This is a genomic window from Thiohalophilus sp. (assembly GCF_031581315.1).
Classification (GTDB): Bacteria; Pseudomonadota; Gammaproteobacteria; order UBA6429; family Thiohalophilaceae; genus Thiohalophilus.
This window is the reverse complement of record NZ_JAVLAZ010000042.1, coordinates 9,478-22,594: the sequence shown is the minus strand read 5'-3', so window position 1 is coordinate 22,594 and position 13,117 is coordinate 9,478. Positions and strand designations below refer to the sequence as shown.

The following is a 13,117-nucleotide window of genomic DNA, read 5'->3' as shown; positions in this document are numbered from 1 at the left end:
TTGTAATGTTCCACCAGAAAATCGATCATCGAATCGGTCAACGGCACCTGATAAATCCGGCGGATGCGCAGCGCCAGGTACTCGGCGCTCTTGCCCAGATCCTCGCGCACCTCGCGCACTGCCGCGGCCCCCAGGCCCGCCTTGGCATCGGCGCTGAAGCCGGCTTCCAGCCCGCCGAGATAGGCGGCGCGGCTGCTGTAGATCGCCCGCTGAATACTGGCATCGGTCAACGACATATAAGACTGCAGGATCAACACCAGGCGAATCCCCAGGCGCTTGATATCCTCGCTGTTTAGCGAGTGCCCGCCACGTTGCAACCCGGCCTCGGTAGGCCGCATACCGAGCCCCCGCAGGTATTCGCAAAACTGCTTCGCCACTTCGATCTTTTCCTCATCATCCAGCGCAATGCGCTCTTCGCGGATGCGCAGGCCCCGCGAACGACGCGGCAACGCAGACAACGCAGGCTGTTTAGCATGGCGCTGACGCAAGGCTTCCCAGCGCTCCAGCGCCCGGATATAACGGTCACGCCATTTCTGAACTTCCTCGCTGGCGCGGCGGCTTTCGCGCACCAGCTCCAGAATCGTTTTTAACTCCGGCCAGGTGGTCATCCCGGCGAGCCGGCCCTGCTGGACCAGCTGTTCCAGCCCGGCGGCCAGGTGGGTTAACAGTTCCTCCGGCGGTAAACTGGTCACCGACTCATCAAACCCCAGCTCGGGATGATCCGACAGATAAGTGCCCAGTGCTTGCAGGCGGCTGGTGGCCATCGCCTGGCGAACGCTGTAACGATTACGGGCGTCCTCGACCTCATCCAGGCTGCGCATCTGCTGCCAGCCGCCTTCGTAATCGATCACCAGGCGGGTAATCTCGCGACCGCTCAACAGCTCGAAGGCCAGCACCAGTAGCTCCTGGACATCTTCAAGCGCCATCAGATCGAGGTTCTGGCGATCGGCGGCGGCGAAGATCGCGGCGAGAAAGTTATCCCGGCGCGGCACGCCATGTTCAAACGAGGGCGCCATGCCGGTCAGTCGATCACGCAACAGATCCGCCTCGTCCGGCGCCGTCGCGTGAACCTTCTCCAGCGCCGCCGCGCGCGCATCGGCACTGCCATCGATGAGATCCTGCACCCGGCTTCGCAGACCCAGACGACGATAAATTTCGATCTGTTCGGTGATTTCGGCCAGACTGGTGTCGCCGGTCAGTTCACGCACCGCCAGCGCCACGCTATCGGGACTCAGATCCAGCTCGTGCAACAGGGCACCGGCCGCGCGCAACCGCCGTGCCTCCGGCGCCAGCTCGGCCAGTATCATGTCGCGGCTTTCAAACAACAGATCCGGTAACAGATCGAGCGTCTTGCTCAACACCTCACGGGCATCGTTCTGGTGCCGACCACGCAAGACCAACGCCACAAACCGGGCCAGCAAACCGATCACACCCAGGATGAGCGTATAGGCGGCAAAAAACACAAAGTTCTCTATCGGGGCAGCATGCCCGAAACCCAGATAATAGCCGCCCTCCATGGCCAGAAAGGTCACCGGCCCGGCCGTCCACAACAACTGCAACAGGGTCAGGCTCCAGGGCGTCTTGCGCACACTCGAGACCGCCTCGTCGATACGACTGTGGCCGACCCGCTCGAGACTGACACGCTCCTGATCCAGACCGATGCGCTCTTCGTCGTCGCTATTGTTTTTACGCCAGGGGAGTTTCACAGGTGTCCTCGAGTGGCATGTAGTGAAGAAGTTAAGCGGATTATTCCAACTTATGCCACGTCATCACAACAACAAAAGCGTGTCACAAGACAAACAACGGTATTAACGTGCCGGCACCAGCCAGCGCTGCATCGTCTTTGGAATCCGGCGAAGCACTTGAGCCCGACTGGCATGCCAGAACGCAGAGAGCAGCAACAGGGCGGAACCGATCACCAGCGCGGTAAGGGCAAAACTCAAACTCACCACCCCGTATTGCTCCAGCAGGGTACTGAAGGCATACATCACATAGACCAGCGCGGAAACCATCAGGGCCCGGCGATCGATACACAGCGAGATAAGCCCGATCACCATGTACAACACGATCACCACGGCAGCACGCCACAGGTCCATCTGTCCTTCAAAGACACCCAGCGCGGCAAACACCGGGTGTACCAGCAATGGCGCGGCCAGCAAATGCAGCCAGAAGGCGACATCCGATTTGCGGGTCAGGCGCGCGGTATCCCGGGTATCCCAGTACATCGCCAGTGCAAATACGAGCACCCCGGCAATAAAGGCGATTGCACTCAGCCACTGCCGGGCCCCGGGCGCTGCCCACAGCAACAGGGCAACGGCAAACGCCACTACCGCCGCCGCGCCGGCGGCCACCGTAATGGGCACCTGAAAACGCCGCCAGTGCAACCAGGCCGCAGCCGTTGCCAGGGCACTGGCAATAACAAAGCTCTGCGCCCCGTTCTGCGGCCCCAGCAACAGAAGCGCGCTGCCCAGCACACTGCCAACAAAGGCCAGCAACAACACGATCGACGGCAGGGCCATGCGACGTTGACGGGTAAAGAACTCGGCGAGTAACCAGGCCACTGCCGCCACGGCGGCGGCGCCGATCCATTCCGCCAGCACGCCGGCAATGCCGCCCACCGAGACCAGCAGCAACAGACTGGCGATGACCACAAAAATGTCATTGAAGCCGGTAATCAGGCGAAAGTGCTCCTCGTCCACGGCCGGCCCCTGCCGCAGATCGGCCACATGCGCGCGAAACGCCTGTGCGGTTTCATGACTTAAAATGCCCGCATCCACCGCCGAGGCAATATCTTCTTCTGTGTACATTCAACAAACTCCCGGGTTAAACACCCGCGCAACACTCCAGGCCGGAACACGCGGTGACGTTCCGCAAACGGTTCTGCTTGAAATCCATGTTGTCTTGATCCCGGTCAATGAGCGGGTGCGCCGGTTCGCTATGCTTTTTCGTCGACGTTATTTGCCATCAAACCCGTGCCAGCGAGGCTTCCTGTTATGTCCCGTCCACAACACATGCCCGATCCTGTATCCAGCCCTTTTCATCCGGATAACACTGATCACTATCCGCGCTGGCGCGATCAAAAACTGCAGAATTATCCCGAGAGTCTGGGTGACCTGCTGGTGGAAATCAACGACCCCCGAACTCTGCGCGACAGCGAGCACAAGGCCCTGCTGCAGCGTTGCCGCAAGACCAACATGGCACTGTATGCGAGCAACACCGGCGATGATCCTGATCCCGCCATCCCCCTGTCGCTGGGCCAGCGCTTTGGCCTGCATACGCTTAACCACAACTGGCTGGCCGATGAGACCGGTCTCACCTCACTCACCGTGCGCGATACCGGCGTACGTCAGAACTACATCCCGTACACCAACCGGGCGATTAACTGGCATACCGACGGTTACTACAACGCCCTCGACCGACAGATAGGCGCCTTAAACCTGCACGTGGTGCAACAGGCCGCCCGGGGCGGTGAGAACACACTGCTGGATCACGAAATTGCCTATATCCTGCTGCGCGAGAAAAATCCGGAGTATATCCGGGCGCTGATGGCACCCGGCGTCATGACGATTCCCGCACGCATCGACGAAGGCGGCAGCGTCGCCCGCCCCGAGGTCGCCGGGCCGATTTTCAGCATCCTGCCCTCGGGTGATCTGCATATGCGCTACACCATCCGGGTCAACAACGTGATGTGGGCCGACGACCCGCTCAGTCGCGAGGCGCTGAGTTACCTGCAGAATATCCTGGAGGGTGACTCCCCCTGGATCTTTCACGGTCGCCTGGAATCGGGCATGGGGCTGGTCAGCAACAACGTGCTGCACGATCGCGCCGCCTTCAGCGACGACGATCAGCACAAGCGCCACTATTATCGCGCGCGTTATTTCGATCGCCTGGCCGGCACCGGTATGTCAGAGACTTCCGCCCAGTAACAAAAATACCGCCAGCCCGGGCAGGTTGAACTATCGTTTTTCCTGCCACGGCCAGCGACCGGTCAGTTCGACTTCCAGGGTAAAACTCAGGAAAGTTCGCACCAGCACCACCACGGCCAGCACACCCACGGAATAGAACGTCAGATCCACCGCCACGGTATGGATAATATCCGCCGCGATCAGAAACTCCAGCCCGAGCAGAATACCGCGGCCCACCCGCTGACGCAGTTCCTGAAAAACCGGTTCACGTTCTGCTTCTTTTACCAAACGGCGCAATGCCTGAAACAGCGCATACAATGCCACCAGGGTGATGATCGCAATCCCCAGCACCTCGATCAGCAACACACTCCACTCGGCGACCAGCTTGAGCATCTCTGACATAACCCCTCCCGTTCACCATGACCTGATTGTCATGGCGCTGATTCAATAAAGCGCGATGAATTCATTGTGACAGAGACAGGTGATTTGTCACCCGGCAGAGGTATCAAGGTGACCGTAATACCGGTGCCAGGTGGATCCGCTTCGCTTGATCTACTCTACGTGGGCGATCGGATATTGGGAACTTTTATTTAACACTCGGTCAGACTGACCGCCAGCCCGCCCAGTGCGGTCTCCTTGTATTTGTGTGACATTTCCAGCCCGGTCTGTTTCATCGCCGCGATACAGTTATCCAGCGGCATAAAGTGACTGCCGCTTTCGCGAATCGCCAGCGAGGCCGCCGCGTGGGCCTTGATCGCGCCGAAGGCGTTGCGCTCGATGCACGGTACCTGCACCAGCCCGTTGACCGGATCGCAGGTCATGCCCAGGTGATGTTCCAGCGCGATCTCCGCCGCATTCTCGATCTGCGGCGCTGTGCCGCCGCGCAGGCTGCACAGACCGGCCGCGGCCATCGCCGCCGCCGAGCCGACCTCGCCCTGACAGCCGACTTCCGCGCCGGAAATGGAACTGCGGTGTTTGATAATCCCGCCGATCGCCCCGGCGGTGAGCAGATAATCCCGAATCGACTGTTCGTCTGCCCCCTCGTGCACCACCTGATAATAGAGCACAGCGGGAATCACCCCGGCCGCGCCGTTGGTCGGCGCGGTTACCACCATGTGCCCGGCGGCGTTTTCTTCATTCACCGCGATAGCGTAGGCCGACAACCAGTCATTCAGGCTCGCATTGTGCGGTACGGCTTCAAGTTGCCGATACAGATGTCGGGCGCGCCGCCGGATATTCAGACCACCGGGCAAGTGCCCCTCGGCTGCCAGCCCTGTTTCGATACAGGTGCGCATCGCCTGCCAGCTCGCATCCAGCCCGGCATCAAGTGCCTCGTCGGTCATATAGACCCGTTCATTGGCCCGTTTCATCTGCGCGATCGACAAGCCGCTCTCCGCCGCCATGGCCAGCATCGATCGGGCGGAATCAAACGGGTAGGGACAGTCGGAGGCCGACGCCATTTTCAGCGGCGCCTCTAATTGATCGATCTCGGCCAGCGTACTGACAAACCCGCCGCCGATGGAAAAACAGGTTTCAGACAACAGCACCTTGTCTTGCGGATCCCGCAACTCGAAAATCATCCCGTTGGGATGTTCGGGCAGCGGTTCGCCCTGCTCGAAAACAATATCCGTGGCGGGTGAAAAACGGATGGCGGGCAAATCTTTCGACTCGATCGACGCCTGCTGCCAGAGCTCACTCACCAGGCGGTCCACATCCTGTGAAGCCAGTTCCCTGGGTGCAAAACCGTGCAGCCCCAGCGTCACCGCCCGATCCGTACCATGGCCCTTGCCGGTAAAGGCCAGCGATCCCTTGAGCGTGCAACGCAGGTGCACATCCGGCTGATTGGCCGCGGAAGACAAATAACCCCGCGCCCGCGCGATAAAATCGTTCGCCGCCACCATGGGTCCCATGGTGTGGGAGCTGGAAGGACCGATGCCGATCTTGAACAGATCCAGCACACTGATAAACATTGACGCTCCCCCGATCTGTCAGAAATCGACAGGCTGATCGATGGCTTCGCGGGTCTGTGTGAAGACCCGACCCGCTTTTGACTCAAACCTTAGTGCGCCTCGTCCCAGTTGTCACCGATACCCACATCCACTTCCAGCGGCACCGACAGCTCGGCACCCCTGACCATGTTGTCGCGGATAACCTTTGTTGCTTCGTCGATGGCGTCCTCCCTGACCTCGAAGACCAGTTCGTCGTGGACCTGCATGATCATCCAGATGGGCAGTTGCTCTTTTTCGATCACCGCATCCAGGGTGATCATGGCGCGCTTGATGATGTCGGCGGCGGTGCCCTGCATGGGGGCGTTGATGGCGGTGCGCTCGGCGTACTGGCGCCGGGTGTGGTTGCTGGTGTTGATCTCGGGCAGATACAGACGCCGGCCGTAGACGGTTTCGACATAACCCTGCTCGCGGGCTTTTTCGCGAATGTCGTCCATGTACTGTTTGACGCCGGGATAGCGGGCAAAATAAAGGTTCACGTATTCCTGCGCCTGACCGCGCTCGATACCGAGCTGGCGACCCAGGCCAAAGGCGGACATGCCATAGATCAAGCCAAAGTTGATCGCCTTGGCCGAGCGGCGCTGTTCGCTGCTCACCTTGTCCAGTTCGACGCCGAACACCTCGGCGGCGGTGGCGCGGTGGATATCCTCGCCGTTTTTAAACGCCTCAAGCAGGCCTTTATCCCCGGAGAGATGCGCCATGATGCGCAGTTCGATCTGTGAATAGTCGGCGGCCAGCATGCGATAACCGGATTCAGGTACAAACGCCTTGCGAATCCGCCGCCCCTCCTCGCTGCGCACCGGGATGTTCTGCAGGTTGGGCTCGGTCGATGACAAGCGGCCGGTGGCGGCCACTGCCTGCTGGTAAGAGGTATGCACCCGGCCGCTGTCGGGGTGAATCATCTCCGGCAGTTTGTCGGTGTAGGTGGATTTGAGTTTGCTCAGGCCGCGCCATTCGAGCACCCGCTGCGGCAGCTCGTAACCCTGATCGGCCAGCTCCTGCAGCACCGACTCGGCGGTGGAGGGCTGGCCCTTGGCCGTCTTACTCACCACCGGCAGGCCCTGTTTTTCGAACAGGATCGCCTGCAGCTGTTTGGGCGAGCCGAGGTTAAACGCCTCGCCAGCCGACTCGTGCGCGGCCTGTTCCAGCTCCTTGAGCCGTTTGGCCAGCTGCTTGCTCTGTTTATTGAGCATGGCCACATCCAGTTTCACGCCGCGGCGTTCCATGCGCGAGAGTACCGGCATCAACGGCATCTCGATCTCTTTGAAGACTTTCGCCAGGCTGGGAATGGCTTCGAGTTTGGGCCACAGGGTCTGGTGCAGGCGCAGGGTGACATCCGCATCCTCAGCGGCATAGTCGCTGGCCGCTCCAATGTCCACCTGATCGAAGGTCACCTGTTTGGCTCCCTTGCCGGCGACATCTTCGTAGTGAATGGTTTTGTGGCCCAGGTACTTGAGCGCCAGGGTATCCATGTCGTGGCGGCTGGCGGTGCTCTCCAGCACATAGGATTCGAGCATGCTGTCGAAGGCCACGCCGTCCAGTTCAATGTCGTAGCGGCCCAGGACGTTCATGTCGTATTTGATGTGCTGGCCGAGCTTGGGGTAGCGAGGATCCTCGAGCAGCGGTTTTAACTGTTCGAGGACTTTGTCGCGACCCAGCTGTTGCGGGACGCCGGAGTAGTTGTGCGCGACAGGCAGATAGGCGGCTTCGCCCGGTTTTATAGCGAACGAGCAGCCAACAATCTCCGCCTCCATATAATTGAGACTGGTGGTCTCCAGATCGAAGGCGAACAACTCGGCTGCCCTGAGCCGTTTGAGCCAGCCCTCGAAGGTGTTTTGATCCAGGATGGTTTCATAGACCGGTTTGTCGCCGGCATCATCCGACCCGTTATCGTCGCCGGCTTCGGCCTGTTCACCCAGTAGATCACTGAGCCAGCTCTTGAATTCATAACGCTGGTAAAAATCGCGCAATGCCGTGTTGTCGGGCTCGCCGCGATTGAGGGTGTCGGGGCTGACATCGAGATCGACGTCGCATTTGATGGTGACCAGATCGCGGGAGAGCGGCAACTGATCCAGCGAATCGCGCAGGTATTCGCCCACCTTGCCCTTGAACTGGTCGGCGTTCTCCATGATGGCATCCAGCGAGCCGTATTCCTGCAACCATTTTACCGCGGTCTTGGGGCCGACCTTGGGCACGCCGGGGACGTTGTCCACTGTGTCACCGATCAGCGCCAGGTAATCGATGATCTGCTCCGGGCTGACGCCGAACTTTTGTTTGACCCCCTTCACATCGCTGAGCGAGCCGGACATGGTGTTGATCAGGGTAACATGCGCATCCACCAGCTGGGCCATGTCCTTGTCGCCGGTGGAAATAATGGTTTCGATCCCCTCCGCCTCGGCCTGGCGCGCCAGGGTGCCGATCACATCATCGGCTTCCACGCCGGGCACGCACAGCAGCGGCAATCCCATGGCCTGGATAATCTGATGAATCGGCTCGATCTGCTCGGCCAGATCGTCGGGCATGGGCGGGCGATTGGCCTTGTACTCGGCATAGAGATCGTCGCGAAAGGTCTTGCCTTTGGCATCGAACACCACAGCGATATGCTCGGGGTGGTAATCCTTGAGCAGGCGGCGGATCATGTTGATCACCCCGTAGATGGCGCCGGTCGCCTCGCCGTCGGAGTTGGTCAGCTTGGGCATCGCATGGTAGGCACGGAACAGATAGGATGATCCGTCGACCAGGATAAAAGGATTGTTCTGCTTGTCAGACATGGTAATGGTCAACCGTTACGTGAGAATAGTGGCCGAATCTGTCGAACTCGCTCCACAGGATGCATTATACTTGCCCGGCCGCGATATTGCGGCCGCGCACCGCCGACAATAAGACAGGACCGGACCGAACATAATGGACGATAAGCACAAACACCCCGGAATGCTGCCGGTCAACGATACCATGCTGACCCGCGAATCCTGGAAAATTTTCCAGATCATGGCGGAGTTTGTCGAAGGTTTCGAACGGCTGGCGCAGATCCGCCCCTCGGTGAGCATATTCGGCTCGGCCCGCAACCAGCCTGATCATCCCTACTATCAGAAAACCATCGAGATCGCCCGGACCCTGTCCAACGCCGGCTTTTCGGTGGTCAGCGGGGGCGGCCCCGGCATCATGGAGGCCGCCAACAAGGGGGCCTATGAAGGCAAATCGCCCAGCATCGGGCTCAACATCCAGCTGCCCCACGAGCAGGCCGGTAACCCCTATCAGGATATCTCGCTGACCTTCCGGCACTTTTTCTCGCGCAAGGTGATGTTCGTCAAATACGCCGCGGCCTATGTGGTTCTGCCCGGCGGCTTCGGCACCCTGGACGAGCTGGCCGAGATCCTGACCCTGGTACAGACCAAAAAATCACGCCGCATTCCGATTATACTGGTTCATGAACCGTTCTGGACGGGCCTGCTCGACTGGTTCCGCACCACGCTGGTCGACGAGGGCACGATCAACGCCGAGGATCTCGATCTGATCCAGATTCTGGACGAGCCCGAAGCGATCCTGGATGCTATCTTTAAACATTATGAGTACAGCGGCTTCGAGCCCTCGGCGGAAGAGGCCGAGATCATGCTGGACCTGTAAGGCGGTTAACCAATGAATCAACGCACTGTTTTGTTCCTTTTATTCAGCCTCTCGCTGGTCGCCGGACCCCTGCAGGCCGCCGACGATGCCCCGCCGCCCCCGCCATTGCCGGAGGAGCTGGAAGGTTATGAGGATGTTCCGCAACCGGAAGTCACGATTATCCAGCGCGAGGATCGCACCATCGAAGAGGTGCGCATCAACGGCCAGCTGCGTTATGTCAAAGTGACACCCGACAAAGGCGCACCGTATTATTTCATTGACACCGATGGCGACGGCACGGTGGATACCCGAAAGAATGATCTGGATAATCCGACTGTCAACCAGTGGATCCTCAAACGCTGGTAACAGGGCGACCATTTACACTAACGAGTCTGGCTGAAATCCGATATGTCGGTTTATACAAAGGTCGAGCGCCACGAGCTTGAAGCATTTTTACGCCACTACTCGCTGGGGCAACTGGTGGAGTATCGGGGGATCAGTGCCGGTATCGAAAACACCAACTATTTTGTCACCACCACCAATGGTCGCTATGTCCTGACGTTGTTCGAGGCGCTGTCGATGGAGGAGCTGCCCTATTTTCTCGATCTGATGGCGCACCTGGCCGAACACAATGTTCCCAGCGCCCACCCCGAAGCGGACAATGAAGGGCATTATCTGCGCACCCTCAACGGCAGGCCGGCCGCGCTGGTGCTGCGCCTGGAGGGCAAGAGCGTGGACGAGCCCAACCAGGCCCAGTGCGCCGCGCTGGGCCGGGCACTCGGCCATCTGCATGTGGTCGGCCAGTCGTTTACCGGCTACCGGGAAAACCAGCGCGGCCCGCACTGGTGGGTGGAAACGGCCGAGCAGGTGCTGCCGCAGCTGACCGGCGAGGATGCCGAACTGCTGGACAACGAGATTGCTTTTCAAAAGCAGCACCGGCATGACAATCTGCCCCGCGGCGTCATCCATGCCGACCTGTTCCGCGACAACGCGCTGTTTATCGGTAACAAGCTCACCGGCATCATCGACTTCTATTACGCCTGTAATGATGTGCTGCTCTACGACGTGGCGGTCACGGTGAACGACTGGTGTTGCGACGAAAACGGCCACTTCGATGCGCCTCGCCTTGAAGCCTTCCTCGACGCCTACCGCCAGGAACGGGAATTTACCGACGCCGAGCAGGAAGCCTGGCCGGTCATGCTGCGCGCCGCCGCGCTGCGCTTCTGGCTCTCGCGACTGTACGACATGCACTTCCCGCGCGAGGGAGAAATCACCCACATCAAGGATCCGCTGGTATTCCGGCGCATCCTGGCGCGGCGTATCGCGTCCCGGGACTCGCTGTCGCTCCATCCCGGGAGGGACGAGGGACGAGGGACGAGGGACGAGGTTTTTTAGCCACCCCTCCTGTGAAAGCAGCGGGCCTTTACCTCGGCCCTCGTAACTCGTCCCTCGGCCCTGTTGTTTACTTGTGGATAACTTTGTGGACGAAATGGCGGGATTTTCCAGATTCGGTGCATTTTTCGGCACCGTTTCGGGGCGGAAATATTAGCGATTGCTGTTTTATTATATATAACAATAGCTTACATTGTTTTTATGGGCTCAGATTTAATTTTTCGAATATTTTCATAAATGTGTCATGCACTTAGCCAACTGTGTATAACTCCTCTCAGGGTAAACCCTGAGAAGCTTCGCCTATCCCCTGAGCCACGCCCCGGTTGTGGCCAGGATCGCTGCCGGAACGGCCCCCTCTCATGGACAAACTGAGCCAGCTTCTCGAGCGTCTGAGCGAATACACCGGGCGCGCCATCGCCTGGCTGACCGGCGCGATGGTCTGCATCACCTTTGTCGTGGTGGTGTTGCGCTACGGGTTCGACCTGGGCTGGATCGGCCTGCAGGAAGTGATCACTTACCTGCATGCCACGGTCTTTATGCTCGGGGCCGCCTATACCCTGCGCCACGAAGGGCATGTGCGAGTGGACATTTTCTACCAGCGCTTTGGCCCACGCGGCAAGGCATGGGTGAATCTGCTGGGGACCCTGTTGCTGCTGTGGCCCATGTGCCTGTTCATCCTGTTTGTCAGCTGGGATTATGTGGCCGTCAGCTGGGAACGGCTGGAGACCTCCAACGAGCCGGGCGGCCTGCCCTTCGTCTATCTGCTCAAAAGCCTGCTGTTGCTGATGCCGCTGCTGCTGATGCTGCAGGGGCTGGCCGGGGCCCTGCGAAACTGGCAGGTGCTGCGCGGGCGTGGGCATCGCGATAGCGACGAGCACCAGCAGGAGGTGCTTTGAACATGGCCGAACTGATGCCCTTGCTGATGTTTCTGGTCGTCGGACTGGTCCTGCTCAGCGGTTACCCGGTGGCCTTTTCCCTCGGCGGGACGGCACTGGCCTTTGCCCTGCTCGGTCACCTGACCGGCACCTTCGACGAAGCCTTTTTGAGTGCCGCGCCCAACCGGCTGTATGGCATTATGACCAATGGCACCCTGATCGCGGTGCCGCTGTTTGTCTTCATGGGCGTGATGCTGGAGCGCTCGAAAGTCGCCGATCAGCTACTCGATACCATGGCCCTGCTGTTCGGCCCGCTGCGCGGTGGACTGGGGATCTCGGTCATTCTGGTTGGCATGCTGCTGGCGGCCAGCACCGGCATCGTCGGTGCCACCGTTGTCACCATGGGGCTGCTCTCTTTGCCCACCATGCTCAAACGAGGCTACGACCCGGGACTGGCCGGCGGCGCCATCTGTGCCTCGGGGACGCTGGGGCAGATCATCCCCCCCTCGATCATTCTGGTGCTGCTGGGGGATGTCCTCTCCTCGGCCTATCAACAGGCCCAGCTCGACATGGGGCTGTTCGCGCCGGAGACGGTCTCGGTCGGTGATCTGTTTGCCGGCGCGCTGCTGCCCGGCCTGTTACTGGTGGGGCTGTATGTGCTCTATATGCTGGGCGTTGCCTGGCTGCAACCGCAGAAGGTCCCGGTGATGCCGCGTGATGAGCGCCAGCACAGCAAGCGGGAACTCGCCGGCCGGGTGATCAAGGTACTGATTCCGCCGCTGTTGCTGATCGTGGCCGTGCTCGGCTCCATCATGGCTGGCGCCGCCACGCCGACCGAGGCGGCCTCGGTGGGTGCGGTCGGTGCCATGCTGCTGGCGGTATTACAACGCCAGCTCAATCTGGGCAAACTGCGCGAGGTGATGCGCACCACGGTCCAGGTCACCAGCATGGTATTTTTGATCTTCATCGGCGCCTCGTTGTTCTCGCTGGTGTTCCGCGGTTTTGGCGGGGACGAGGCGGTGCGGGAGATTCTCACCAGCCTGCCCGGCGGGGTGGTCGGCGCCATGCTAATCGTCATGCTGGTCATGTTCCTGCTCGGTTTCATTCTCGATTTTATCGAAATCACCTTCGTGATCGTGCCGATCGTCGCGCCCATTCTGCTGATGATGGGACTCGATCCCATCTGGCTCGGCGTGATGATCGCCATCAACCTGCAAACCTCCTTTTTGACCCCACCGTTCGGCTTCGCCCTTTTCTATCTGCGCGGCGTTGCTTCCCAGGGCATGAGCACCAGTCAGCTCTATCGCGGCGTCATGCCCTTCATCGCCATCCAGCT

11 protein-coding genes are annotated in these 13,117 nt (G+C 60.0%); 6 read left to right on the top strand and 5 right to left on the bottom strand.

Annotated elements, in window-relative coordinates:
- Positions 1-1,706, bottom strand: a 1,706-nt coding sequence (locus RI563_RS07825; RefSeq protein WP_310693811.1) for a hypothetical protein, incomplete at its 3' end; no start/stop codon positions are given.
- Between the two features lie 102 nt (positions 1,707-1,808).
- Positions 1,809-2,807, bottom strand: a complete 999-nt coding sequence (locus RI563_RS07820; protein WP_310693810.1) for a hypothetical protein — start codon at positions 2,805-2,807, stop codon at positions 1,809-1,811.
- A 186-nt stretch (positions 2,808-2,993) separates the two neighbouring features.
- On the opposite strand from RI563_RS07820, the gene RI563_RS07815 reads away from it, so the two are divergent.
- Positions 2,994-3,926, top strand: a complete 933-nt coding sequence (locus RI563_RS07815) for a TauD/TfdA family dioxygenase (protein ID WP_310693809.1) — start codon at positions 2,994-2,996, stop codon at positions 3,924-3,926.
- Positions 3,927-3,956: 30 nt separating this feature from the next.
- Here the strand turns inward: RI563_RS07815 and RI563_RS07810 are convergent, their stop codons facing one another.
- The 3 genes from RI563_RS07810 to polA all read right to left on the bottom strand — a co-directional run bounded on the left by RI563_RS07810 (position 3,957) and on the right by polA (position 8,682).
- Complete coding sequence (locus RI563_RS07810; RefSeq protein WP_310693808.1) at positions 3,957-4,307, bottom strand: DUF1622 domain-containing protein; 351 nt, start codon at positions 4,305-4,307, stop codon at positions 3,957-3,959.
- Positions 4,308-4,495: 188 nt separating this feature from the next.
- Positions 4,496-5,875 carry an L-serine ammonia-lyase gene (locus tag RI563_RS07805; protein ID WP_310693807.1) on the bottom strand — a complete coding sequence of 460 codons (1,380 nt, stop codon included), beginning with the start codon at positions 5,873-5,875 and terminating at the stop codon, positions 4,496-4,498.
- 89 nt (positions 5,876-5,964) lie between these two features.
- The gene (gene polA / locus RI563_RS07800; RefSeq protein ID WP_310693806.1) at positions 5,965-8,682 is read right to left on the bottom strand and encodes a DNA polymerase I; all 2,718 of its coding nucleotides are present in this window, start codon (positions 8,680-8,682) and stop codon (positions 5,965-5,967) included.
- 133 nt (positions 8,683-8,815) lie between these two features.
- Between polA and RI563_RS07795 the strand changes: the two genes are divergently transcribed.
- The 5 genes from RI563_RS07795 to RI563_RS07775 form a co-directional block, all read left to right on the top strand.
- On the top strand, positions 8,816-9,535 hold the full coding sequence (locus tag RI563_RS07795) for a TIGR00730 family Rossman fold protein (protein ID WP_310693805.1): 720 nt from the start codon (positions 8,816-8,818) through the stop codon (positions 9,533-9,535).
- 12 nt (positions 9,536-9,547) lie between these two features.
- A complete protein-coding gene (locus tag RI563_RS07790; RefSeq protein ID WP_310693804.1) occupies positions 9,548-9,880 on the top strand; it encodes a DUF2782 domain-containing protein in 333 nt (110 codons plus the stop codon).
- Positions 9,881-9,922: 42 nt separating this feature from the next.
- Positions 9,923-10,909, top strand: coding sequence for a homoserine kinase (locus RI563_RS07785; protein ID WP_310693803.1), 987 nt, complete (start codon positions 9,923-9,925; stop codon positions 10,907-10,909).
- A 356-nt stretch (positions 10,910-11,265) separates the two neighbouring features.
- Positions 11,266-11,802: a TRAP transporter small permease subunit gene (locus RI563_RS07780; RefSeq protein WP_310693802.1), complete on the top strand. Its 537-nt coding sequence runs from the start codon at positions 11,266-11,268 to the stop codon at positions 11,800-11,802.
- 2 nt (positions 11,803-11,804) lie between these two features.
- Positions 11,805-13,117 (top strand): TRAP transporter large permease subunit (locus RI563_RS07775; RefSeq protein ID WP_310693801.1); only part of this gene is annotated, 1,313 nt, incomplete at its 3' end.